This is a genomic window from Streptomyces sp. NPDC006923 (assembly GCF_040635655.1).
Taxonomy (GTDB): Bacteria; Actinomycetota; Actinomycetes; order Streptomycetales; family Streptomycetaceae; genus Streptomyces.
The window spans coordinates 13,928-36,607 of record NZ_JBEYIF010000014.1; the positions used below are offsets into that span (position 1 = coordinate 13,928).

Annotated in this window: 21 protein-coding genes and 1 pseudogene; 12 read left to right on the forward strand and 10 right to left on the reverse strand. The window is 70.5% G+C overall.

Features of this window, described 5'->3' with window-relative positions; genetic code table 11:
- The first annotated feature begins 10 nt into the window (after positions 1 to 10).
- The 6 genes from rimO to ABZ707_RS25190 all read left to right on the forward strand — a co-directional run bounded on the left by rimO (position 11) and on the right by ABZ707_RS25190 (position 4,717).
- Positions 11 to 1,564, forward strand: a complete 1,554-nt coding sequence (gene rimO, locus ABZ707_RS25165) for a 30S ribosomal protein S12 methylthiotransferase RimO (protein ID WP_360179110.1) — start codon at positions 11 to 13, stop codon at positions 1,562 to 1,564.
- Entirely contained in the window at positions 1,561 to 2,229 is a 669-nt protein-coding gene (gene pgsA / locus ABZ707_RS25170; protein WP_360179112.1) for a CDP-diacylglycerol--glycerol-3-phosphate 3-phosphatidyltransferase, read from the forward strand. Before rimO ends, pgsA begins: the two co-directional genes overlap by 4 nt.
- Complete coding sequence (locus ABZ707_RS25175) at positions 2,226 to 2,768, forward strand: nicotinamide-nucleotide amidohydrolase family protein (RefSeq protein WP_360179114.1); 543 nt, start codon at positions 2,226 to 2,228, stop codon at positions 2,766 to 2,768. Before pgsA ends, ABZ707_RS25175 begins: the two co-directional genes overlap by 4 nt.
- A 109-nt stretch (positions 2,769 to 2,877) precedes the next feature.
- Positions 2,878 to 3,261, forward strand: a complete 384-nt coding sequence (locus ABZ707_RS25180) for a helix-turn-helix transcriptional regulator (RefSeq protein ID WP_319680805.1) — start codon at positions 2,878 to 2,880, stop codon at positions 3,259 to 3,261.
- Between the two features lie 137 nt (positions 3,262 to 3,398).
- Complete coding sequence (locus tag ABZ707_RS25185) at positions 3,399 to 3,869, forward strand: DNA starvation/stationary phase protection protein (protein ID WP_360179117.1); 471 nt, start codon at positions 3,399 to 3,401, stop codon at positions 3,867 to 3,869.
- 608 nt (positions 3,870 to 4,477) lie between these two features.
- Entirely contained in the window at positions 4,478 to 4,717 is a 240-nt protein-coding gene (locus tag ABZ707_RS25190; protein WP_360179119.1) for a hypothetical protein, read from the forward strand.
- Here the strand turns inward: ABZ707_RS25190 and ABZ707_RS25195 are convergent.
- Both ABZ707_RS25195 and ABZ707_RS25200 read right to left on the reverse strand, forming a co-directional pair.
- Complete coding sequence (locus ABZ707_RS25195; RefSeq protein WP_360179121.1) at positions 4,700 to 5,458, reverse strand: DNA-formamidopyrimidine glycosylase family protein; 759 nt, start codon at positions 5,456 to 5,458, stop codon at positions 4,700 to 4,702. The genes ABZ707_RS25190 and ABZ707_RS25195 overlap by 18 nt on opposite strands.
- 114 nt (positions 5,459 to 5,572) lie before the next feature.
- A complete protein-coding gene (locus ABZ707_RS25200; RefSeq protein ID WP_360179123.1) occupies positions 5,573 to 10,192 on the reverse strand; it encodes an ATP-dependent helicase in 4,620 nt (1,539 codons plus the stop codon).
- Between the two features lie 249 nt (positions 10,193 to 10,441).
- On the opposite strand from ABZ707_RS25200, the gene ABZ707_RS25205 reads away from it, so the two are divergent.
- From ABZ707_RS25205 to recX, 4 genes and pseudogenes are all read left to right on the forward strand, one after another.
- Positions 10,442 to 10,636 (forward strand): DUF3046 domain-containing protein, encoded by a 195-nt coding sequence (locus tag ABZ707_RS25205; RefSeq protein WP_360179333.1) that lies wholly within the window; start codon positions 10,442 to 10,444, stop codon positions 10,634 to 10,636.
- Positions 10,637 to 10,831: 195 nt separating this feature from the next.
- Positions 10,832 to 12,004: an AI-2E family transporter gene (locus ABZ707_RS25210; protein WP_360179126.1), complete on the forward strand. Its 1,173-nt coding sequence runs from the start codon at positions 10,832 to 10,834 to the stop codon at positions 12,002 to 12,004.
- A gap of 263 nt (positions 12,005 to 12,267) precedes the next feature.
- A complete protein-coding gene (recA, locus tag ABZ707_RS25215; protein WP_360179128.1) occupies positions 12,268 to 13,389 on the forward strand; it encodes a recombinase RecA in 1,122 nt (373 codons plus the stop codon).
- Positions 13,278 to 13,979: pseudogene (gene recX, locus ABZ707_RS25220) on the forward strand (recombination regulator RecX); the annotation flags it as partial. The gene recA and the pseudogene recX, both read left to right, overlap by 112 nt.
- A 62-nt stretch (positions 13,980 to 14,041) precedes the next feature.
- On the opposite strand, the gene ABZ707_RS25225 reads toward recX, so the two are convergent.
- From ABZ707_RS25225 to ABZ707_RS25260, 8 genes are all read right to left on the reverse strand, one after another.
- Positions 14,042 to 14,443 (reverse strand): rhodanese-like domain-containing protein, encoded by a 402-nt coding sequence (locus tag ABZ707_RS25225; RefSeq protein ID WP_360179130.1) that lies wholly within the window; start codon positions 14,441 to 14,443, stop codon positions 14,042 to 14,044.
- Entirely contained in the window at positions 14,440 to 15,009 is a 570-nt protein-coding gene (locus ABZ707_RS25230; RefSeq protein WP_360179132.1) for a cysteine dioxygenase, read from the reverse strand. Before ABZ707_RS25230 ends, ABZ707_RS25225 begins: the two co-directional genes overlap by 4 nt.
- A 74-nt stretch (positions 15,010 to 15,083) precedes the next feature.
- On the reverse strand, positions 15,084 to 15,170 hold the full coding sequence (locus ABZ707_RS25235) for a putative leader peptide (protein WP_311307652.1): 87 nt from the start codon (positions 15,168 to 15,170) through the stop codon (positions 15,084 to 15,086).
- Positions 15,171 to 15,202: 32 nt separating this feature from the next.
- Positions 15,203 to 16,810, reverse strand: a complete 1,608-nt coding sequence (locus tag ABZ707_RS25240; RefSeq protein WP_360179134.1) for an FAD-dependent monooxygenase — start codon at positions 16,808 to 16,810, stop codon at positions 15,203 to 15,205.
- A 144-nt stretch (positions 16,811 to 16,954) separates the two neighbouring features.
- A complete protein-coding gene (locus tag ABZ707_RS25245) occupies positions 16,955 to 17,860 on the reverse strand; it encodes an amino acid ABC transporter permease (protein ID WP_360179136.1) in 906 nt (301 codons plus the stop codon).
- Positions 17,857 to 18,531 (reverse strand): amino acid ABC transporter permease, encoded by a 675-nt coding sequence (locus ABZ707_RS25250; protein ID WP_360179138.1) that lies wholly within the window; start codon positions 18,529 to 18,531, stop codon positions 17,857 to 17,859. The genes ABZ707_RS25245 and ABZ707_RS25250 overlap by 4 nt, the downstream gene beginning before the upstream one ends.
- 74 nt (positions 18,532 to 18,605) lie before the next feature.
- Positions 18,606 to 19,436 (reverse strand): glutamate ABC transporter substrate-binding protein, encoded by an 831-nt coding sequence (locus ABZ707_RS25255; RefSeq protein ID WP_360179140.1) that lies wholly within the window; start codon positions 19,434 to 19,436, stop codon positions 18,606 to 18,608.
- A 94-nt stretch (positions 19,437 to 19,530) separates the two neighbouring features.
- A complete protein-coding gene (locus ABZ707_RS25260) occupies positions 19,531 to 20,316 on the reverse strand; it encodes an amino acid ABC transporter ATP-binding protein (RefSeq protein WP_360179142.1) in 786 nt (261 codons plus the stop codon).
- 249 nt (positions 20,317 to 20,565) lie between these two features.
- On the opposite strand from ABZ707_RS25260, the gene ABZ707_RS25265 reads away from it, so the two are divergent.
- Both ABZ707_RS25265 and ABZ707_RS25270 read left to right on the forward strand, forming a co-directional pair.
- Entirely contained in the window at positions 20,566 to 21,279 is a 714-nt protein-coding gene (locus ABZ707_RS25265) for a response regulator transcription factor (RefSeq protein ID WP_360179144.1), read from the forward strand.
- A gap of 6 nt (positions 21,280 to 21,285) precedes the next feature.
- Positions 21,286 to 22,677: a HAMP domain-containing sensor histidine kinase gene (locus ABZ707_RS25270; RefSeq protein WP_360179146.1), complete on the forward strand. Its 1,392-nt coding sequence runs from the start codon at positions 21,286 to 21,288 to the stop codon at positions 22,675 to 22,677.
- Positions 22,678 to 22,680: the final 3 nt, after the last annotated feature.

A 22,680-nucleotide genomic window follows, 5' to 3' on the forward strand; every position in this document is an offset into this window, starting at 1 on the left:
TCTTGAGCCCATGCCCGAACGCCGTACCGTCGCCCTTGTCACTCTTGGCTGCGCCCGTAACGAGGTGGACTCGGAGGAGCTCGCAGGCCGCTTGGCAGCGGATGGCTGGGAGCTCGTCCAGGACGCCTCGGACGCGGATGTCGCCGTCGTCAACACCTGCGGATTTGTCGAGGCCGCCAAGAAGGACTCCGTAGACGCCCTGCTGGAAGCCAACGATCTCAAGGACCAGGGGAGAACCCAGGCCGTCGTCGCCGTCGGCTGCATGGCCGAGCGATACGGCAAGGAGCTGGCGGAGGCCCTGCCCGAGGCGGACGGTGTGCTCGGCTTCGACGACTACGCGGACATCTCCGACCGGCTCCAGACGATCCTGAACGGCGGCATCCACGCCTCGCACACCCCGCGCGACCGGCGCAAGCTGCTGCCGCTCAGCCCGGTCGAGCGGCAGCAGGCCGCCGGCGTGGCGCTGCCGGGCCACGGCGACCGCTCCCCGGCGCCGGGGTCCGCCGACACCGCCGACATCATGAACATCGTCCCGGCCCCCGAGGACCTGCCGGAGGGGCTCGCGCCGGCCTCCGGGCCGAGGGCGCCGCTGCGGCGGCGTCTCGACCGCGGGCCCGTCGCCTCCGTGAAGCTCGCGTCCGGCTGCGACCGCCGCTGCTCCTTCTGCGCCATCCCGTCCTTCCGCGGCTCCTTCATCTCCCGGCGCCCCTCCGACGTACTCGGCGAAACGCGCTGGCTGGCCGAGCAGGGCGTCAAGGAGGTCATGCTCGTCTCCGAGAACAACACGTCGTACGGCAAGGACCTTGGTGACATCCGGCTGCTGGAGACCCTGCTGCCGGAGCTGGCCGCCGTGGACGGGATCGAGCGGGTACGGGTGAGTTATCTCCAGCCCGCCGAGATGCGGCCCGGGCTGATCGACGTGCTGACATCGACCCCCAAGGTCGCCCCGTACTTCGACCTGTCCTTCCAGCACTCGGCGCCGGGCGTGCTGCGCGCGATGCGGCGGTTCGGGGACACCGACCGCTTCCTGGAACTGCTGGACACGGTCCGGAGCAAGGCTCCGCAGGCAGGTGTGCGCTCGAACTTCATCGTCGGCTTCCCCGGCGAGAGCGAGGCGGACTTCGCCGAGCTGGAGCGCTTCCTCACCAGTGCGCGGCTCGACGCCATCGGTGTCTTCGGCTACTCGGACGAGGACGGCACCGAGGCCGCGACATACGCCGACAAGCTGGACGGGGACGTCATCGCCGACCGGCTGGCGCACCTGTCGCGACTGGCCGAGGAACTGACCGCCCAGCGGGCCGAGGAGCGGCTCGGCGAGACCCTTGAGGTGCTGGTCGAAGCGGTCGGCGCGGACGACGGGACCGATGAGGCGGCCGTCGGCCGCGCGGCGCACCAGGCGCCCGAGACGGACGGACAGGTGATCTTCACCTCGGCCGAGGGCCTGCGCCCCGGCCGTATGGTCCAGGCGAAGGTGGTCGGCACCGAGGGTGTGGATCTCGTGGCCGAATACCTCGGCCTGCCGGGGGACGCGTACAGGTCCCCGGGCGAGGAGGCGGGCAGATGACCGGAGTCCCGGCGTCCGCGGCGGGCGGCACCGGCGCGAAGCCGGCGCCCGGCGGCAAGCTGGGGGCGGCGGCGGTCAATCAGGCCAGTCTGTGGAACATCGCCAATATCCTCACCATGCTCCGGCTGGTGCTGGTGCCCTGCTTTGTGGTGCTGATGCTGCAGGGGGGCGGATTCGACCCCGCGTGGCGGGCCTGGGCGTGGGCGGCGTTCGCCGTCGCCATGATCACGGACGTCTTCGACGGCCACCTGGCCCGTACGTACAACCTGGTCACGGACTTCGGGAAGATCGCGGACCCGATAGCGGACAAGGCGATCATGGGGGCGGCGCTGCTCTGTCTCTCCGCGCTCGGCGATCTGCCGTGGTGGGTGACGGGCGTCATTCTCTTCCGTGAGCTGGGCATCACGGTGCTGCGGTTCTGGGTGATCAGACATGGTGTCATTCCGGCCAGCCGGGGCGGCAAGGCGAAGACGCTGGCGCAGGGTGTGGCGGTGGGGATGTACGTACTGGCGCTGACCGGGCCGCTGGCGACGCTGCGCTTCTGGGTGATGGCCATGGCCGTCGTGCTGACGGTGGTCACCGGGCTGGACTATGTGCGGCAGGCGGTCGTGCTGCGGCGCCAGGGACTCGCGGCGGAGCGCGCGGCGGCGGAGTCCGCGCGGTGACCGACGAGGGGGCCGTGTACGGCGCCGCGGACGACCGCGCGGCGCGGGTGCTGGCGGTCCTGGGGGAGCGTGGCGGGACGCTGGCGGTGGCGGAGTCCCTGACGGGCGGTCTGGTGGCCGCGGAGCTGACGGCGGTCCCAGGAGCCTCCCGGACCTTCCGCGGGTCCGTCACGGCCTATGCCACGGATCTGAAGCGTGATGTGCTGGGCGTCGACGGGGACCTGCTGGCCGGGCGCGGCGCGGTGGACCCGGAGGTCGCCCGTCAGATGGCGGCCGGCGTGCGTCGTCTGCTCGGAGCAGGCTGGGGCGTCGCGACGACCGGGGTCGCGGGTCCGGATCCGCAGGACGGCCGGCCTGTGGGGACCGTGTATGTGGCGGTCGTGGGTCCGGCGGGCGCCGGGAAAGTGAGCGCCCTGCGGTTGAACGGCGACCGGACGGAAATCCGTAAGGAGAGTGTACGGAGGGTGCTCGCACTCCTCCTCAGCGAACTCTCCGGGAACGGGCGGGCACAGGATACGGAACAGAACGGGGGGAATTGATGTTTGCAGCCCTGAGTGAACACGACATCGCTCCCCGCACGGCCGCGGCGCGAGGCGGTACGGTGGGGCGTGAAGGATGCGGCTACGCGGTCCGAGGAGGGAGCCACCGATGATTCTGCTCCGTCGCCTGCTGGGTGACGTGCTGCGTCGGCAGCGCCAGCGCCAGGGCCGTACTCTGCGCGAGGTCTCCTCCTCCGCCCGAGTCTCGCTCGGCTATCTCTCCGAGGTGGAACGGGGGCAGAAGGAGGCTTCCTCCGAGCTGCTCTCCGCGATCTGTGACGCGCTTGACGTACGGATGTCCGAGCTCATGCGTGAAGTGAGCGACGAACTGTCGTTGGCGGAGCTGGCTGCGTCGGCAGCGGCGAACGAGCCGATGCCTGCGCCGGTACGCCCGATGCTGAACTCCGTCTCTGTGACGTCGGTGGCCGGAGTGCCGACGGAGCGGGTGACGATCAAGGCCCCTGCCGAGGCGGTGGACGTCGTCGCCGCCTAGTTTCGGGTTTGACTTGAGCCCCGGTTGGTACCCGAGTACCAACCGGGGTTTTTGTTATCCCCAAAAGCCCGCTTTATGGCATGTGTGCCATGGTGGAAGATACGTGTGAAACGTGCCAACGGAAGTGGAGGACGGGCATGGCTGTCGTGAAGAGTTCCCTGTCCGAGGAGAATCTCAAGCTGGTCGGTGAGGCGCTGCAGGGCGCCCTCGTGGACCTGGTGGACCTCGCGCTGGTCGCGAAGCAGGTGCACTGGAACATCGTCGGACCGCGCTTCCGATCCGTACATCTGCAACTGGACGAGGTCGTGGCCACGGCGCGGCAGCACTCGGACACGGTGGCGGAGCGGGCCTCCGCGATCGGTGTGACGCCGGACGGACGGGCCGGGACGGTCGCGGCGACGAGCGCGATCGGCACGGTCCCGAACGGCTGGATCAAGGACGTGGACGCCGTGCAGCTCATGGTGGACGCGCTCGGCGCGGTGGTCACGCGGATGCGTGAGCGCGTCGAGGCGACGGACAAGCCGGACCCGGTGACGCAGGACGTCCTGATCCAGGTGGCGGGAGACCTGGAGAAGCACGCATGGATGTTCCAGGCCGAGAGCGCCTGATCCGGCCGGGGCCGGCGACTGTTCGTCCGGGAGTTGTCACAGGGCCGGTGCCTTGTCCCGTGCGGTGAGGAGTGAGGAAGTCTCCTCGGCCGCGCGGGTGGCACCGGCCCTGTGGTGTGTTCCGGGCCGGGCGTCGCGGGAGCGGACGCCGAGGCGGGGACGCCGTCATCGCCGTCTTGGGGCCCTGGCCGCGCCGGCTTCCTCCGAGGGCGGCTCCCTCCGACGGCGCGGACCGCCGTGGCTCGGCGAGGCCGTCGTGCGGCACGATGCGGGGGCCTCTGCGGCAAATGGGTGAGGCGTACCCGAAGGTGGGGTTTTCGGCTCTCTGCCGCGTGTCGCCGAGGTATGCGCGGCCGGATGTGCGACCCGTTCTGGATGCGCCACGGACGCGGTCGGGGGAGACTGCGGAGAGAGGCATCGCCCGCAGGTCAGGACGGTCCGCAGAGTCATCGGGTACAGCGGCCCCCGGCGGGTGGAGTGTGCCTGGCGGGGCGTCACGGCCTGGGTGCGGCGCTCCTTTGGGGGATACCTGAGCGCCGGCGTGTGCATCCGATGCGCCCTTCCGGCGGGTGAATGTACGGGTCTACCGTCGGCCGGAGGAGGCAGCCATGGGAAGGGGATGGGTCCTTCTGTGGGCGCTCGCTCTGGGCGGGCTGTGGTGGTGGGCCGTGCTCCGGCTCGTGCTGGCGCCCGAGCGCGCCGGGCTGGTGGAGGGCGCGGTGGCAGCGGGCGGCTGGGGGCTGAGTCTGCTGCCTGTGCATGTCACGTCCTCGCGACAGCGGCGGCGCCGTCCCGGCGAATCCGGTCGGGAGTCCATATCTGACGGAGCGTCAACCAAGGGGGCCTGACTGACACCGGGGGCACCAGTAGGTGGGGCGGTCATTCTGGTCCGCCACCCGGATCGAGGTGCCGCAGCGCGCGCAGGGGCGACCGGCGCGGCCGTAAACATAGATCCGGCGACTGCCGCCGGGGCGCTCCCTATTGGCGTCGAGAAGCTTTTTCGCCGCGACCACGAGGCGCTCGGGCGACGGAAGTTCTCCGATGGGGAGCCATGGCGTCGCACGTACGAGAAAGCATGTCTCGGACTTGAAGACATTCCCCACTCCGGCGAGATTGCGCTGGTCCAGCAGCGCCTCGCCGATGGACCGGGCGGGATCCGCCAGCAGATTGCGCAGGGCGGTGGCAGGGTCCCAGTCGGGGCCCAGCAGATCGGGCCCGAGATGGCCGACGACCCGCTCCTCGTCGCTTGTGCGCAGAAGCTCCAGGACGGGCAGGCGGTAGCCGACAGCGGTGTGTTCGGCGTTCCCGAGGATGGCGCGAATCTGATGCTCGGGGCCTCCGCGCCAGCGCTCACCCGGCGCGTACACCTTCCAGGCGCCCTCCATCCGCAGATGTGAGTGAAGGGTGAGACCGCCCTCGATACGGGTGAGCAGATGCTTGCCGCGCGGGGTGACGTCGAGGACGGTACGCCCGGTGAGGTCGGCCGTCGCGAACCGGGGCACCCGCAGGTCGGACCGGGTGAGCAGCCGGCCCGCGAGCGCCGTGTGCAGACGCCGGGCAGCCTGCCAGACCGTATCTCCCTCGGGCATGACTCCCATGATGCGTGACGGGACGGGCAAGGGCACGGCGCGGTCGGGACGCGGGCGACGCATGTGTGCGTACGGGCTGCCGCCCTCCGGCGACCGGCGGTGACTCCCGGGAGGTCAGGCTCGCAGCCGCAGCCCTCTGGGGGTGGCGTGGAAACCCGCCGACTCCAGGGTGCGGCCCAGCGGAGAGGTCAGGGCCGCCGCGCCGTTGGCCCGCTCCACCGTGACCGTGCCGAGGGCGCCCGCGCGGGCCGCTTCCGCCAGCGCCTCGGCCGCGGCCGGCAACGAGGGGTCCTCCGGATCCGTCGGCCAGGCCAGCAGTGTTTTGCCGCCGCGCTCCAGGTAGAGCGTCAGCTCGCCGTCGACGACAACGACCAGCGAGCCGGCCTTGCGGCCGGGCTTGTGACCGGCACCGGCCGGCGGGTCCGGCCAGGGAAGCGCGGCGCCATAGGCGTTGGCGGGGTCGGCGGCGGCCAGTACCAGGGCGTGTGGCCGGGGGCGGGACTCGGCGCGGTCGCGGGCCGTCGCGGCGGTACGCAGCCGGTCGACCGCGCCGTCCATCGCGAACTGGGCCGCGCCCAGCCCCTCGACGACATATCCGCGGCGGGCCTGGCCGCTGTCCTCGAAGGCCGACAGCACGCGGTAGACCGCGGAGAAACCGCCCTGCACCCCCTCGGCCGCGACCGCGCCCCGGGTCACCACGCCATGGCGGTCCAGAAGAGTGCGCGCCAGCGCGTGCGCGCGATGGGTGGGGTCCGGTTCCTGCCCGGGGAGCAGTGACCAGCGGCCGCTGACCGTCGCCGGAGCGGTACGAGGCGCCGGCCGGGCCGCGGCCGTGAGCGTGCCGTAACGGCCGCGGGGCACCGGGCGCCGGGCCCGGTGGGCCGTGGAACCGGCGGTGCGTCCGGAGCCGAGCAGCGAACGCAGCGGGGCCAGCGTGTCATTGGTGAGCCGGCCCGACCAGGCCAGATCCCAGACGGCGTCGGCCAGTTGCGGCTCCGTCACCTCGGGGTGGGTGGTGGCACGGATCTGGTCGACGATCTGCCGGAAGAACAGCCCATAGCCGCCCGAGAGCGTGGTGAGAACCGATTCGTGCAGGGCGGTCAGCTCCAGGGGATGCGGCGGCGGCAGCAACAGCGGGGCCGCGTCGGCGAGATACAGGGCGACCCAGCCGTCCTTGCCGGGCAGCGCGCCCGCTCCGGCCCACAGGACCTCGCCGGTGGTGGTCAGTTCGTCCAGCAGCGCGGGCGTGTAGCCGGAGATCCGGGACGGAAGGATCAGCTTCTCCAGCGCCGACGCGGGGACGGGAGCGCCCTGCAACTGCTCGACGGCGCGCGCGAGTCCGTCGACGCCGCGCAGGCTGTTGCCGCCGAGATGCTGCCACTGGGGGAGGAACAGGGCGAGGGCTGCCGGAGCCACCGGCTCCAGCTCCTCGCGCAGCGCGGCCAGAGAGCGGCGACGCAGCCGGCGGAGCACGGTGGCATCGCACCATTCCTGGCCGATGCCGGACGGATGGAACTCGCCCTGGACGACGCGGCCGCCCGAGGCGAGGCGCTGCAGCGCGCCGTCCGTGACCGCGGAGCCCAGGCCGAAGCGCTCGGCGGCGGCCGTCGAGGTGAAGGGGCCGTGGGTGCGGGCGTAGCGGGCGAGGAGATCACCGAGCGGATCCTTGACGGGCTCGGTGAACGCCTCGGGGACGCCCACCGGCAGCGCCGTGCCCAGGGCGTCCCGCAGCCGGCCGGCGTCCTCGATCGCGGCCCAGTGATCGGCGCCGCCGATCCGTACCTTGATGGCGCGGCGGGCCGCGGCGAGCTCCCCGGCCCAGGGCGTCCGCGCGCCACGCTCCGCCAACTCGCCGTCGGTGAGCGGACCGAGGACCCGCAGCAGATCGGCGACGCCTTCGACGTCCTTGACCCGCCGGTCCTCCGTGCGCCACTGAAGCTCCTGCTCCAGCTCGGTGAGGACCTCCGGGTCGAGCAACTCCCGCAGCTCGGCCTGGCCCAGCAGTTCGGCCAGCAGCCGCGAGTCCAGGGACAGCGCGGCGGCCCGCCGCTCGGCGAGGGGAGAGTCGCCCTCGTACAGGAACTGGGCGACATAACCGAAGAGCAGGGACCGGGCGAAGGGGGAGGGCTCGGGGGTGGTGACCTCGACGAGCCTGACCCGCCGGGACTCGATGTCGCCCATGAGTTCGGTGAGACCGGGGACGTCGAAGACATCCTGGAGACACTCCCGCACCGCTTCCAGCACGATCGGGAACGAGCCGAACTCGCTCGCCACCTGGAGCAGTTGGGCGGCGCGCTGACGCTGCTGCCACAGCGGGGTGCGCTTGCCCGGACTGCGCCGCGGAAGCAGCAGAGCCCGTGCGGCGCACTCCCGGAAACGGGACGCGAACAGCGCGGAACCACCCACCTGCTCGGTGACGATGCCGCTGATGTCCCCCCGGTCGAAGGCGACATCGGCGGCCCCGACGGGTGCCTGCTCGCTGTCGAAGGCCGTGCCGAGGCGGTCCGGCTCGTCGTCCAGGAGGTCGAGGCCCATCAGATCGGCATCCGGAAGCCGCAGCACAATGCCGTCGTCCGCGTGCATCACCTGTGCGTCCATGCCGTAGCGCTCAGAGAGCCGGGCGCCGAGGGCCAGCGCCCAGGGGGCGTGCACCTGGGCTCCGAACGGAGAGTGGATCACCACCCGCCAGTCGCCCAGCTCGTCGCGGAACCGCTCGACGAGGATCGTCCTGTCGTCGGGGATGTGGCCGCAGGCCCGGCGCTGCTCGTCCAGGTACGAGATGACGTTGTCGGCCGCCCAGGCGTCCAGACCCGCCGTCAGCAGCCGGAGCCGGGCGTCCTCCTCGGTGAGGGAGCCGACCTCGCGCAGGAACGCGCCGACCGCACGGCCCAGTTCCAGCGGGCGGCCCAACTGGTCGCCCTTCCAGAAGGGCAGCCGGCCCGGGGTGCCGGGTGCGGGTGTGACCAGGACGCGGTCCCGGGTGATGTCCTCGATCCGCCAGGACGAGGTGCCCAGCGTGAAGACATCGCCCACCCGCGACTCGTACACCATCTCCTCGTCCAGCTCGCCGACCCGGCCGCCGCCCTTCTTGGGGTCGGCCCCGGCGAGGAAGACACCGAAGAGGCCCCGGTCGGGGATGGTGCCCCCGGAGGTGACGGCGAGGCGCTGGGCGCCCGGCCGGCCCGTGACCGTACCGGTGACGCGGTCCCACACCACCCGTGGGCGCAGCTCGGCGAAGGCGTCGGAGGGATAGCGGCCGGCGAGCATGTCGAGCACGGCGGTGAAGGCCGACTCGGGCAGTGCGGCGAAGGGCGCGGCGCGGCGCACCAGGGCGAGCAGGTCGTCGGCCTGCCTGACGTCCAGGGCGACCATCGCGACGAGCTGCTGGGCCAGCACGTCCAGCGGATTGGCGGGGACGCGCAGTGCCTCGATCGCCCCGCCGCGCATCCGCTCGGTGACCACCGCCGCCTGCACGAGATCACCGCGGTACTTGGGGAAGACGACGCCGGTGGAGACCGCGCCCACTTGGTGGCCAGCGCGGCCGACCCGCTGGAGCCCCGAGGCGACCGAGGGCGGTGACTCGACCTGGATGACCAGATCCACCGCGCCCATGTCGATGCCCAGCTCCAGGCTGGAGGTGGCCACGACGGCCGGCAGGCGGCCCGCCTTGAGGTCTTCCTCCACCTGGGCACGCTGCTCCTTGGAGACCGAGCCGTGGTGCGCCCGGGCGAGCAGGGGAGGCGCGCCTTTGGCCGCGCCCGACTCGGCCATGATCTCGGCCGGGGAGTGCGCCTCGGGCATGGTCTCCCCGGTGGCCCGTTCGTACGCGATCTCATTCAGCCGGTTGCACAGCCGCTCGGCCAGCCGGCGGGAGTTGGCGAAAACGATCGTGGAGCGGTGCGCCTGGACGAGATCGGCGATCCGCTCCTCCACGTGCGGCCAGATCGACGGCTTCTCCCCACCGCCCGACTCCGACGCGGGAGAACCGCCCAACTCGCCCAGATCCTCCACCGGGACCACAACGGAGAGGTCGAACTCCTTGCCGGAGGGCGGCTGGACGATCTCCACCCTGCGCCCGGGCGACAGATAGCGGGCGACTTCCTCCACGGGGCGCACCGTCGCCGACAGCCCGATCCGGCGGGCGGGGCGGGGCAGCAGCTCGTCGAGCCGCTCCAGGGACAGGGCGAGATGGGCGCCCCGCTTTGTCCCGGCGACGGCATGCACCTCGTCCAGGATCACCGTCTCGACACCGGAGAGCGCGTCCCGCGCCGATGACGTGAGCATCAGGAACAACGACTCTGGGGTGGTGATCAGGATGTCCGGCGGCTTGACGGCCATCGACCGGCGGTCGGCGGCCGGGGTGTCGCCCGAGCGGATACCGACCCGTACCTCGGGCTCCGGCAGTCCGCGCCGCACGGACTCCTGCCGGATGCCCGTGAGCGGGCTGCGCAGATTGCGCTCCACGTCGACCGCGAGCGCCTTGAGCGGCGACACGTAGAGCACCCGGCAGCGCTTCTTCGCCTCGGCGGGCGGCGGCGCCGACGCGAGCTGGTCCAGAGCGGCGAGAAAGGCGGCCAGCGTCTTGCCGGACCCGGTCGGAGCCACGACCAGGACGTCCGAGCCCTCCTCGATGGCACGCCAGGCCCCCTCCTGCGCCGGGGTGGGTGCGGAGAAAGCCCCCGTGAACCAGCCGCGGGTCGCGGGGGAGAAGGAGTCGAGCGCAGTCCGTGCCATGTCCCCCATCGTGCACCCGCCCACTGACAAACACCCGGACCTGGGAAAACGCTTAGGAGAGGCCGCGCGGAACGAGGGCGTGGCGCGCCGGGACCGCGCATGGCACCGGTGGACGGGGCGAGGTCTTTCACCCCGTCGACGGCGATGATCGGTACGCCCGCCGGCGCGGTCGCGCTGGTCCACTCCGGCACCGCGCGCACCGGCCGCGCGCGGGCCCGGACGCACTCCGCCGGGCGGGATACTGGTGGCATGCGGTTGACGATTTTCTGGGAGCGGATGGCGGAGCACTTCGGCGCGGCCTACGCCGATTCCTTCGCCCGTGACCATGTGATGGCCGAACTGGGCGGCCGTACGGTGCACGAGGCACTCGATGCGGGCTGGGAGGCGAAGGACGTCTGGCGCGCGGTCTGCGCCGCGATGGGTGTCCCGGCCGAGAAGCGGTGACATGCGTGTCGAGGGCCGGCCGGAGCGTGTGTGTGGCGACCGGCCGCCGTCCGCATAGGCGAGACTGGCTCAGTGGCAGCGACTGACAAGACCGCACCGGACGTACAACCGCCGGTCAACCCGACGGACACGGCTTCGGCCCCGGCTCCGAGCAGGCACACGTCCCCCGGCGCCGGAGACGGTGGCAGGGAACGCATGCCCCGCTGGCTTCCGCGCGCCATGATTCTCGCGCTGGCGCTCGTCGCCTGCTTCCAGCTCGGCGACTGGGCGTTCCACCAGCTCATCGGGCTGCTGATCAACGTGCTGATCGCCTTCTTCCTGGCGCTGGCGGTCGAGCCCGCCGTCAGCGCGATGGCGGCTCGCGGTATGCGGCGTGGACTCGCCACATTCCTGGTCTTCTTCGCGGTGCTGATCGCGAGCGTCGGTTTTGTCGTGATGCTCGGCTCGATACTGGCGAGCCAGATCATCGACATCGTCGAGTCCTTTCCCCAGTACCTCGACTCACTGATCAACTGGATCAATGAGACGTTCCGTACGGAGCTGTCCCGCGTCGCCGTCCAGGACAGCCTGCTGCACTCCGACTGGCTCCAGAGGTATGTGCAGAACAGCGCGACCGGAGTCCTCGACATCTCCGCCACGGTGCTCGGCGGGCTGTTCCGGCTGCTGACGATCTTCCTGTTCTCGTTCTACTTCGCGGCCGACGGCCCCCGGCTGCGGCGCGCGCTCTGCTCCGTCCTCCCCCCGGCCAAGCAGGCCGAGGTGCTGCGGGCGTGGGAGATCGCGGTCGACAAGACCGGCGGCTATCTCTACTCGCGCGGACTGATGGCGCTGATCTCCGGTGTCGCGCACTACATCCTGCTGGAGATCCTGGGCGTGCCCTACGCTCCCGCGCTCGCCGTGTGGGTGGGGCTGGTCTCCCAGTTCATCCCGACCATCGGCACCTACCTGGCGGGGGCGCTGCCGATGCTGATCGCCTTCACCGTGGCTCCCTGGTACGCGCTCTGGGTGCTCGGATTCGTGGTGATCTACCAGCAGTTCGAGAATTACGTGCTCCAGCCCAAGCTCACCGCCAAGACCGTCGACATCCACCCCGCGGTGGCCTTCGGCTCGGTCATAGCGGGTACGGCGCTGCTGGGCGCGGTCGGCGCGCTCATCGCGATTCCGGCGGTCGCCACGCTGCAGGCGTTCCTCGGCGTGTATGTGAAGCGGTACGCCGTGACGGACGACCCGCGTATGCACGGTCCCGCACCGCGCGCCGGGAGTCCGCTGCTGCGGCAGATACGGCGTTCCGTGCGGGCGGGTGTGGGCAGGCCGGCTGCCCCGGACGGATCCGGGAAGCCCGGGGCCGACGCGGCCGACGGCCGGTAACGGCACCCCGGTCGGCCGCCGGGAGGCGCGACAGCGGCCGAGGCCGCGGGCCGGGCGGTCGGCCGCGTGTGCGCGGGGAAGCGCTTGACACTAAAATCGAACATCCATTCTTATGGGGTGGCGGTCGGCGTTTCCCGGGGCCGGCCCGCCGAGTGGCCCAGTTGAGTTGTCCACAGGCCGGGAGGCGTCGGAGCGCGTTGTCAGTGGCAGGGGATAGCGTCTTCGACGTGAAGCGATCGACTCAAGCAAATCGGGTGGAACCCATGGCAGGAACCGACCGCGAGAAGGCGCTCGACGCCGCTCTCGCACAAATTGAACGGCAATTCGGCAAGGGCGCGGTGATGCGTCTCGGTGAGCGGCCCAACGAGCCCATCGAGGTCATCCCCACCGGATCGACCGCGCTCGACGTCGCGCTCGGCGTCGGCGGCCTGCCGCGCGGCAGGGTGGTGGAGGTGTACGGACCGGAGTCCTCCGGCAAGACGACTCTGACGCTGCACGCCGTGGCCAACGCGCAGAGGGCCGGCGGTGCGGTGGCGTTCGTGGACGCCGAGCACGCTCTCGACCCCGAGTACGCGAAGAAGCTCGGTGTCGACATCGACAACCTGATCCTGTCCCAGCCGGACAACGGCGAGCAGGCGCTCGAAATCGTGGACATGCTGGTCCGCTCGGGCGCGCTCGACCTGATCGTCATCGACTCCGTCGCCGCCCTGGTGCCGCGTGCGGAGATCGAGGGCGAGATGGGTGATTCGCACGTCGGTCTGCAGGCGCGGCTGATGAGCCAGGCGCTCCGGAAGATCACCAGCGCGCTCAACCAGTCCAAGACCACCGCGATCTTCATCAACCAGCTCCGCGAGAAGATCGGTGTGATGTTCGGTTCGCCGGAGACCACGACCGGTGGCCGCGCGCTCAAGTTCTACGCCTCGGTGCGCCTCGACATCCGCCGTATCGAGACCCTGAAGGACGGTACCGACGCGGTCGGCAACCGCACTCGCGTCAAGGTCGTCAAGAACAAGGTCGCGCCGCCCTTCAAGCAGGCCGAGTTCGACATCCTCTACGGCCAGGGCATCAGCCGCGAGGGCGGCCTGATCGACATGGGTGTGGAGCACGGCTTCGTACGGAAGGCGGGCGCCTGGTACACGTACGAGGGCGACCAGCTCGGCCAGGGCAAGGAGAACGCCCGTAACTTCCTCAAGGACAACCCCGATCTCGCCAATGAGATCGAGAAGAAGATCCTGGAGAAGCTGGGCGTCGGTGTCAGGCCGGAGGCCCCGGCGGCCGGAGCGGACGCGGCCGCTGCTCCGGGCACGGCCGAAGACCCGGTGAAGTCGGTGCCCGCTCCTGCCACCAAGGCCAAGACGGCCAAGGCGGCAACGGCCAAGAGCTAGTTCGTACCGTGTCTTACGGCAAGAGACGGCGAACGGAATGGCAGGGCGGCAGCTCCGACTCGTCGAGGGCCGAGCAGGAGCTGCCGCCCCAGGATCCGGCGGAGCGGGCGCGGGCGATCTGCCTGCGCCTGCTCACCGGGACTCCACGGACCCGTAAACAGCTGGCGGACGCGCTGGAGAAGCGGGACATCCCCGAGGATGTCGCGGCGGAGGTGCTCTCCCGCTTCGAGGACGTGGGCCTGATCGACGACGCGGCGTTCGCGGGCGCCTGGGTGGAATCCCGGCACCACGGCCGGGGGCTCGCCAGACGGGCCCTCGCCCGTGAGCTGCGTACGAAGGGGGTGGATTCCGTCCTGATCGACGAGGCGGTCGGGCAGCTCGACTCGGATCAGGAGGAGGCGACCGCCCGCGAGCTGGTCGTCCGCAAACTCCGGGCCACTCGTGGCCTGGAGCGTGACAGACGGCTGCGCCGGCTCGCGGGCATGCTGGCCCGCAAGGGTTATGCGGAGGGCATGGCGCTCCGGGTGGTCAAGCAGGCTCTGGAAGAGGAGGGGGAGGACACCGAGGGGCTTGACGAGAGCCTCTACTAGGGCCGGCCCCCGGAGCGGTCAGGGCGGATCTTCGCGGGTCCGGAAGCGACCGGGTGCCCGGCTCACCGGGTGACCGGAAGCCCTGCGGCCTTCCACGCCTGGAAGCCTCCGGTGAGGTCGGTCGCGCGGTGCAGTCCGAGCTGCCGCAGCGACACCGCGGCCAGGCTCGACGCGTATCCCTCGTTGCAGATCACGATCACCCGCAGGTCGTGCCCGGTGGCCTCCGGCGCGCGATGACTGCCCCACGGATCGAGCCGCCACTCCAGCTCGTTGCGCTCCACGACCAGGGCGCCCGGGATCAGTCCGTCGCGCTCGCGCAGTGCCGCGTACCGGATGTCCACCAGCAGCGCGCCGTCCGCGGCGGCCTCGAAGGCCTCCGGCGGGGATATCCGGTCCAGGCTCTCGCGGACCCGCTCCAGCAGGTCGTCGATCCCTATCCGCTCGGTTCCCGACTGCTCGCTCACTGCCACTCCTCGGGACGCTCGACCTGTTCGAGGCGGAGCACCGGCCCGGTGCGGCTGTAGCGCCGCATCAGCGGCAGCGGCGGATAGTACGCGTGCACGGACACGGCGTGCTCGGTACCGGACTCGTTGCGCACCTCGTGTACATGGTGCTTTCCGAACGCCCGGCCCTCGCCCGCCGGCAGGTGCCGTTCGCGGTCCACGCCTTCGGCCAGCTCCAGGGTCTTCCAGCCTTCGGTGGGCAGCCGGGCCGCCAGGGAATCCTCCTTGAGCGTGCCCGCCGCCGTGGCGAACGCGCCGTGCGAGCCGCCGTGGTCGTGCCAGCCGGTGCCCGTGCCCGGTGGCCAGCCGATCAGCCATGCCTCGCTGCCGGCGGGGCCGTCGAGCCGGATCCAGGTACGGCCCTCGGGATCGAGGGGCAGCGAGGCGATCAGATCGGCCTCGGTGGCGGTCCTGCGGACGAAGTCGAGCAGTTCGGCCGGGGTGGGACCGGCGGCCGAAGACGGGGAATCGGAAGCGGGGGAAGGTGCGGAAGTGCTGTGTGCGGGGGTGCGTACCGAGGCAGACATGGTGACCGTCCTGAGAAGTTCGCGAGGGTGCGCCGCCGTGACCGGGCACGGCGAACGCGTGGAGGAAAGGCGAATCAGCAGGACGGGCGACACACGCAGCCCGCATAGCGGAGCAGGTCCATATGGACCCTCCGCCACAGGCGCACATCGGTGTCAGTCACGTTCCGGAGTACACCATGCGCGCCCGCGACGGTCAATTGATGTTCGCAGTGCGGTCAGGTGTCGTCGGCGGGGACCCCTCCGACGGGGTGCCCCCGCGCGCCGCGTCCGCAGCCGCGTAGAGGTCGGCGGGGCGCACCCCGCCGAAGGCCGCCACGAGATGCCCGTCCGGCCTCACCAGCAGCACACTGTGCGCGGAAGCGCCCGGATATGCCTCCGTGACCAGCAGCTCGGCCCGTACCGGCAGGGCGTCCACCGCGGCGGCCAGCCTCGGCATCACCCCCGCGGTCATCCAGTGCCGCCGGTCCCACACACCCGTTCCCGGCGCGACCAGCACCACCAGGAGCTGGCCCTGCCCGAGCCGGTCCCGCAGCCGCACGGTCGTCCCGTCGGGCGCGGTCACCCGCACATCGGCGACCGGAGCGCCGGGCGGCGTGCCGACGGCCGTCTGCGCCTCGGCGTACGGAGGCGCGAGGGGGGAGTGCGGATAGGAGGGCGGTGCTCCCAATGGCCCGTGCCCCAGATGGCCGTCGGCGAGCATCGTGTCGTGTCCCCGCGCGCCGCCGCCCAGATAGGTCCGCAGCCCGCCGCCACCCCGCAGTATCGGCAGCGACTGGTCGGCCGCGCGCAACCGCGCGGCGACTGCCGTGCGCCGCTCCGCCTGGTAGCTGTCCAGCAGCGTGTCCGACGCGCCGCGGTGCCAGTCCTCGGCCACCTTCCACGCGAGATTGCCGACGTCCCGCAGCCCCTCGTCGAGCCCCTGGGTGCCCACCGCGCCCAGCAGATGGGCGGCGTCCCCCGCGAGGTAGGCCCGCCCCACGCGCCAGCGCCTGGCAAGCCGGTGGTGCAGCGTGTAGACGCCGGTGTCGAGCAGTTCGTACGGGGGTGTCTCACCGCACCAGCCGGCCAGTGTGTCCCGTAAACGCGTGATCAGGGCGTCGGGCGTGACCAAATCGCCCCGTGCGGGCAGCAGCCAGTCGAGCCGCCACACGCCGTCGGCGAGTGGCCTGGCGGAGACCTCCTCGCCGCCTCCGTGCCACGGCGGCAGCCGGTGCAGCAACGCTTCACCGGGCCAGGGAAGTTCGACGCGGAGCGCGGCGACCGCGTGCCGTTCCACCGCCGTACGCCCCGGAAAGCGGACCCCGAGCAGCTTGCGGACGGTGGACCTGGCGCCGTCGCAGCCCACCAGATGGCTGCCGCGCCACCAGGTCGCCGAGGCTCCCCGGGTGTGCGCGGTGACGCCGCCGGCGTCCTGCTCCAGCGAGTCGAGCCGGCTGCCGGTGACCACCCGCACCAGGTCCTGCCCGGCGATGGCCTCCCGCAGCCCGCGCGACAGGGCGTGCTGCGGAATGTGCAGCGGCGCGGGTGCGCCGTCCTCGCCGAGCGGCAGCCGCCGCATGAGCTGCTTGCGCCGCATCGAGCGCCAGCCGACCCACACCATCCCCTCGTCACGGAGGGTCGTACAGCCCAGCCGGGCCACCAGCGCGGCCGTGTCGGCCCGCAGTATGGCGGTACGGGCCGGCCGGGGATCGTCCGTACCGGGCCCTTCGTCCAGGACTACGGAGGGAACGTCCTGCGCCGCGAGGGCCAGGGCGAGCGCGAGCCCGACGGGGCCCGCGCCGACGACGATCACCGGGTCCACGGAGCGATCCCTCCGGCCCGTGCGGTAGAGCGGTCAGTGGCGGCAGGAGCCCGGTACGTGATCACAGAACGTATGCAACCGACTGGGGGTGCCCGCGTCAAGCGACGGCCTGAGCGGCGCGTACACCCCCTCGGGCCGCCGGCCTCAGGAGCCGCTGCCGTCCGGGGTGCGTCCCGGAGTGTTCACCTGCTGGACGTCGTCGGCGCCCAGAACAGCTCCCGTGCTCTTCTTCGCCTGTCGGAGCCGTCGCTCCAGCCATCCCGCGAAGGTGGTGAGCAGGAAGTTCAGGGCGATGTAGATCAGCGCGATGACGGTCAGCGCGGCGATGGTGTTCGCGCCGTAGTTGGCGGTGATCGAGCGGTTCTGCGCGAGCAGTTCGGACAGACCGAGGATCGCGCCACCGAGCGCGGTGTCCTTGACGATCACTACGAGCTGGCTGACCAGGGCCGGCAGCATCGCGGTCACCGCCTGCGGCAGCAGGACGTACGACATGGTCTGGCCCTTGCGCATTCCGATCGCCTTCGCGGCATCGGTCTGGCCGGACGGCAGCGAGAGGATGCCGGCCCTGACGATCTCGGCGATGACCGAGGCGTTGTAGAGCACCAGGCCCGTCACGACGGCGTACAACGGCCGCAGGTCGGAGGGGACATCGGTGAACTGCGCGTACGCCTGGCTGGCGAACACCATCATCAGCAGGACGGGGATGGAGCGGAAGAACTCGACCACCACGCCGACCGGTACCCGGACCCACGCGTGGTCGGAGAGCCGGCCGATGCCGAGCAGCGCGCCCAGCGGCAGGGCTATCACGATGGCCAGGCCCGCGGCCTTCAGGGTCTCGCCGAGTCCCGGCAGAAGATAGGTGGTCCACACCTCGGAGTCCGTGACGAACGGGCTCCACTTCTCGGAGGCGAGCTGGTTCTTGTCGGCCATCGCGGCCAGCACCCACCAGGCGGCGAGCACAAAGAGAACCAGGAACACGATCGTGTAGAGGATGTTGCGCCGCTTGGCGCGTACGCCGGGCGCGTCGTAGAGAACGGACGTGGCACTCATCGCTTCACCGCCACTCGCTTGCTGACCCAGCCCAGGATCAGACCGGTCGGAAGGGTGAGAACGATGAATCCGAAGGCGAACACCGCGAAGACGGCGAAGAGCGCGTCGCTTTCGTTCTCGATCATTGTCTTCATCAGCGCCGAGGCCTCCGCGACACCGATCGCCGAGGCCACCGTGGTGTTCTTGGTCAGCGCGATCAGTACGTTGGCCAGCGGGGCCACGACGGAACGGAACGCCTGGGGAAGCACGACGAGCGTCAGTACCTGGACGAAGCTCAGGCCCATGGCGCGCGCGGCCTCCGCCTGGCCGACGGGCACCGTGTTGATGCCGGAGCGCAGGGACTCACAGACGAAGGTGCCGGTATAGGCGATCAGGCCGAGGACTGCCAGCCGGAAGCCGATGGACTCGAAGTTGTCGCCGCCGAGCTTGATCTGAAGCGTCTGGCCGAGTCCGAGCGAACAGCCGACGATAATCACGGTCAGTGGCGTGTTACGGACCAGATTGATGTAGGCGGTACTGAAGGCCCGCATCAGTGGCACGGGACTGACACGCATCCCGGCCAGCAGCGTTCCCCAGATCAGGGAACCAATGGCCGAGTAGAGGGTGAGCTGCACCGTCACCCAGAAGGCGCCGAGCAGGTCGTACTGCCCGGAATCAAGAAAATCGAACACGATGCCCCGCGCTCTCCCCTGGTTGGCTGGTCGGTCCGCGCCGCCGGCCGGGCCGGCGGCGCGTCACTGCTGTCTCAGCTGCCTTCGGTGATCTTCGGGGCAGGCTCGTTCTTGTAGTTGGCCGGGCCGAAGTTCGCCGTCACGGCCTTCTGCCAGGAGCCGTCCGACTCCATCTTCGTCAGGGCAGCGTTGATCTTGCTCTGGAGCTCGGTGTCGCCCTTCTTGAGGCCGATGCCGTAGTTCTCGTCGCTGAGCTTGAGGCCCGCGAGCTTGAACTTGCCCTGGTGCTCCTTCTGCGCCGCGTAACCGGCGAGAATGGAGTTGTCCGTGGTCAGCGCGTCAACGGCCTTGTTCTCCAGACCCGTGAGGCACTCCGAGTAGCCGCCGACGGCCTGGAGGTCGGCCTTGGGCGCGAGCTTCTCCTTGACGTTCTGCGCCGAGGTGGAACCCGTGACCGAACAGAGCTTCTTGGAGTTCAGGTCCTCGGCCTTGGTGATGGAGTTGTCGTCGGCGCGGACCAGAAGGTCCTGGTGGGCGAGGAAGTACGGGCCGGCGAAGTCGACCTTCTGCTTGCGCTCGTCGGTGATCGAGTAGCTGGCGACGACGAACTTGACATCACCGTTGGAGATCAGGTTCTCGCGCTCGGCGCTGGGAGACTCCTTCCAGACGATGTCCTTGGCGTCGTAGCCCAGTTCCTTGGCCACATAGGTGGCGACGTCGACGTCGAAGCCCGCGAAGGAACCGTCCGGCGTCTTGAGTCCCAGACCCGGCTGGTCGAACTTGATACCGATGGTGATCTTGTCACCGCCGTCACCGCCCTCGTCGCTGTCGCCGCCGCAGGCGGTGGCGGTCAGGGAGAGGACGAGAGCCGCAGCGGCCGCCGCGGTTGCCTTGTGAAGCTTCATGCGTGAACTTCCCTCGTGAGACGTGGACGAACAGGTTCTGCCGACAGGTTCTGCCGAACTCAGAAGATCAGAAGAGCCGTAAGAAGAGCCGTGATCAGTGATGCAGGATCTTCGACAGGAAGTCCTTGGCACGGTCGCTGCGCGGATTGCTGAAGAACTCGTCGGGCGTGGCCTCTTCGACGATCCGGCCGTCCGCCATGAAGACGACCCGGTTCGCGGCGGAGCGGGCGAAACCCATCTCATGGGTGACGACGACCATCGTCATGCCGTCGCGCGCCAGCTGCTGCATGACCTCGAGGACCTCATTGATCATCTCGGGGTCGAGCGCGGACGTCGGCTCGTCGAAGAGCATGACCTTGGGGCCCATCGCCAACGCCCGTGCGATGGCGACGCGTTGCTGCTGGCCGCCGGAGAGCTGGGCCGGATACTTGTCGGCCTGGGAGCCGACGCCCACGCGGTCCAGAAGAGTGCGTGCCTTCTCCTCGGCGGCCTTCTTGTCCGTCTTGCGGACCTTTATCTGGCCCAGCGTGACGTTCTCCAGCACGGTCTTGTGCGCGAAGAGGTTGAACGACTGGAAGACCATGCCGACATCGGCGCGCAGCCGGGCGAGTTCCTTGCCCTCCTGCGGCAGCGGCTTGCCGTCGATCGAGATCACGCCCGAATCGATCGTCTCCAGACGGTTGATGGTGCGGCACAGTGTGGACTTGCCGGACCCGGAGGGCCCGATCACGACCACGACCTCGCCACCGGCGATCGTCAGGTCGATGTCCTGGAGCACATGCAGCGCGCCGAAGTGCTTGTTGACGTTGCTCAGTACGACCAGATCGCCCGTCGCCGGCCCGGCGTCCTCGGTGCCCTTGGTCGCTGACACTTCGCTCATCGCCTTGTTGCTCCGTCCTCCTCGGTTGGGAGGACCTTAGTCACGCGCTGCGACCAGAGTCATTACATCTGAGCTGAAATTGAGCATAACGATCCGGCTGCAACCGGACACTCCGCGTGAAGGGGGCGGTGGAGGGAGTACCGGGTGGGTAACGGAAACCTTGGCGTAACGGGAAGGCTCTTGACTGGCGCCACGCCATCCGCGTGGATGCCCAGGTACGTTGTGCGACCGCGACCGCTGAGGGGGCCCATGAGACTGCTGCTCGTGGAGGATGACGACCATGTCGCGGCCGCGTTGTCGGCCGTGCTGGCGAAGCACGGTGTGGAGGTCGTGCACGCCCGCAGCGGCGAGGATGCGCTGCGGGCCCTGCTGCCCGCCGTCAGCGCCGGGAAGGCGCCCTTCGCGGTCATCCTGCTCGATCTCGGTCTGCCCGACCAGGACGGCTATCAGGTCTGCGGCAAGATCCGGAAGATCACCTCGACTCCGGTGATCATGGTGACGGCACGGGCCGATGTCCGCTCCAGGATCCACGGTCTCAACCTCGGTGCCGACGACTATGTCGTCAAGCCGTACGACACCGGCGAACTGCTGGCCCGTATCCACGCCGTCAGCCGGCGCACCACGAGCGGCGAAGAACCCGGACAGGCCGTCGAGACGGTCCAGCGGTTCGGCCGCCTCACCCTTGAACTGCCCACCCGCCGGGTCAGCGTGGACGGTACGGCCGTCCAGCTCACCCGTAAGGAGTTCGACCTGCTGGCCCTGCTCGCCCAGCGTCCCGGAGTCGTCTTCGGCCGCGAACAGATCATCAGCGAGGTGTGGCGCACAAGCTGGGAGGGCACGGGCCGCACGCTCGAAGTGCATGTGGCGTCCCTGCGCGGCAAGCTCGGGATGCCGGCGCTGATCGAGACCGTACGGGGCGTGGGCTACCGCCTGGTCGTGCCGGCCGCGCATCAAGGGCCGTAACGCCCCGTGCGCACCAGACTTCTGCCCCTGCTCATCGTCCTCATGGCGGGTGTGCTCCTCGCCCTCGGCTTCCCGCTGGCGGTGAGTCTCGCCGCCGCGCAGCAGCAGCGCGTCGTCGTCGACCGGATCGACGACACCGCGCGGGTCGCCGCGCTCGCGCAGTTCGTCGCCGAGGACCGCTCCGGCGCCGACGAGCGGCGCGCGATGCTGGAGCAGGAGCTCACCAGGTACTACGAGGTGTACGGGATCAGGGCGGGCGTCTTCTACCGTGACGGCGACGCCATGGCCCGCGCCCCGGAGACCTGGAGTGTGCCCGAGGACGGCGAGGGACGGCAGTCCTTCCAGGAGGCCCTGCTGGGCCGCCGCAGCGACGATCCCGAACAGGTCTGGCCCTGGCAGACCGGCCGGCTCATCGTCGATTCTCCGGTGGTGAAGGACGGAGACGTCGTCGCGGTCGTGGTGACCGACTCGCCCACCGGCCAGATGCGTTCGCGCATCCTGGAGGGGTGGCTGTTCATCGCCGCGGGCGAGGCGGCGGCGATGCTGCTCGCGGTCGGAGCCGCCTTCCGCCTGACCGGCTGGGTGCTCCGCCCGGTACGGGTGCTGGACGCGGTCACCCATGACATCGCCACCGGCCGGATGAACTCCCGGGTCGCGGCGGCCGGCGGCCCGCCGGAACTGCGCCGCTTGGCCGGCTCGTTCAACGAGATGGCGGACAACGTCGAAGAGGCGCTGGAACAGCAGCGCGCCTTTGTCGCCGACGCCTCCCACCAGTTGCGCAATCCCCTCCAGGCACTGCTGCTCCGTATCGAACTGCTCGCCCTCGAACTGCCCGCCGGAAACGAGGAGATCGCCTCGGTGCGCACCGAGGGCAGACGCCTCGCCGAGGTCCTCGACGACCTGCTGGATCTGGCACTGGCCGAGCACGCCGACGCCGATCTGATGCTGACCGACATCGGTGAGGTGGCGGCCGAGCGGGTCGCCGCCTGGCGGGCCGTCGCCGACGAGAAGGGCGTACGGCTCACCGAGCACCGTGCGGCGGTCACCGCCTGGGCCGATCCCATCGCGCTCTCCAGCGCCCTGGACGCCGTGATCGACAACGCGCTCAAGTTCACTCCGGCGGGCGAAGAGGTCACGGTCGCGGTCGCCCGTAACGGCACCACGTCCACGGTCGTCATCACGGACGGCGGTCCCGGGCTGACGGATGAGGAACTCGACCGGATCGGTGACCGGTTCTGGCGCAGCAACCGCCATCAGAACATCAAGGGATCGGGCCTCGGCCTGTCCATCTCGCGGGCGCTGCTCGCGGCCGGCGGCGGCTCCATCGCGTACGCGCACGGTGAACCGCGCGGTCTGCGGGTCACACTGAGCGTGCCGAGGTCCTCGCCCACGGCCTGAGCC

What these genes read in the sequence shown, in the direction of transcription:
- ABZ707_RS25180 (WP_319680805.1), top strand. Translation starts at nt 2,878, where the DNA reads ATGATTCTGCTCCGTCGCCTGCTGGGTGACGTGCTGCGTCGGCAGCGC.
- ABZ707_RS25265 (WP_360179144.1), top strand. Translation starts at nt 20,566, where the DNA reads ATGAGACTGCTGCTCGTGGAGGATGACGACCATGTCGCGGCCGCGTTG.
- rimO (WP_360179110.1), top strand. Translation starts at nt 11, where the DNA reads ATGCCCGAACGCCGTACCGTCGCCCTTGTCACTCTTGGCTGCGCCCGT.
- ABZ707_RS25260 (WP_360179142.1), bottom strand. Translation starts at nt 20,316, where the DNA reads ATGAGCGAAGTGTCAGCGACCAAGGGCACCGAGGACGCCGGGCCGGCG.
- ABZ707_RS25230 (WP_360179132.1), bottom strand. Translation starts at nt 15,009, where the DNA reads ATGTCTGCCTCGGTACGCACCCCCGCACACAGCACTTCCGCACCTTCC.
- recA (WP_360179128.1), top strand. Translation starts at nt 12,268, where the DNA reads ATGGCAGGAACCGACCGCGAGAAGGCGCTCGACGCCGCTCTCGCACAA.
- ABZ707_RS25190 (WP_360179119.1), top strand. Translation starts at nt 4,478, where the DNA reads ATGGGAAGGGGATGGGTCCTTCTGTGGGCGCTCGCTCTGGGCGGGCTG.
- pgsA (WP_360179112.1), top strand. Translation starts at nt 1,561, where the DNA reads ATGACCGGAGTCCCGGCGTCCGCGGCGGGCGGCACCGGCGCGAAGCCG.
- ABZ707_RS25200 (WP_360179123.1), bottom strand. Translation starts at nt 10,192, where the DNA reads ATGGCACGGACTGCGCTCGACTCCTTCTCCCCCGCGACCCGCGGCTGG.
- ABZ707_RS25205 (WP_360179333.1), top strand. Translation starts at nt 10,442, where the DNA reads ATGCGGTTGACGATTTTCTGGGAGCGGATGGCGGAGCACTTCGGCGCG.
- ABZ707_RS25195 (WP_360179121.1), bottom strand. Translation starts at nt 5,458, where the DNA reads ATGCCCGAGGGAGATACGGTCTGGCAGGCTGCCCGGCGTCTGCACACG.
- ABZ707_RS25245 (WP_360179136.1), bottom strand. Translation starts at nt 17,860, where the DNA reads ATGAGTGCCACGTCCGTTCTCTACGACGCGCCCGGCGTACGCGCCAAG.
- ABZ707_RS25255 (WP_360179140.1), bottom strand. Translation starts at nt 19,436, where the DNA reads ATGAAGCTTCACAAGGCAACCGCGGCGGCCGCTGCGGCTCTCGTCCTC.
- ABZ707_RS25185 (WP_360179117.1), top strand. Translation starts at nt 3,399, where the DNA reads ATGGCTGTCGTGAAGAGTTCCCTGTCCGAGGAGAATCTCAAGCTGGTC.
- ABZ707_RS25210 (WP_360179126.1), top strand. Translation starts at nt 10,832, where the DNA reads ATGCCCCGCTGGCTTCCGCGCGCCATGATTCTCGCGCTGGCGCTCGTC.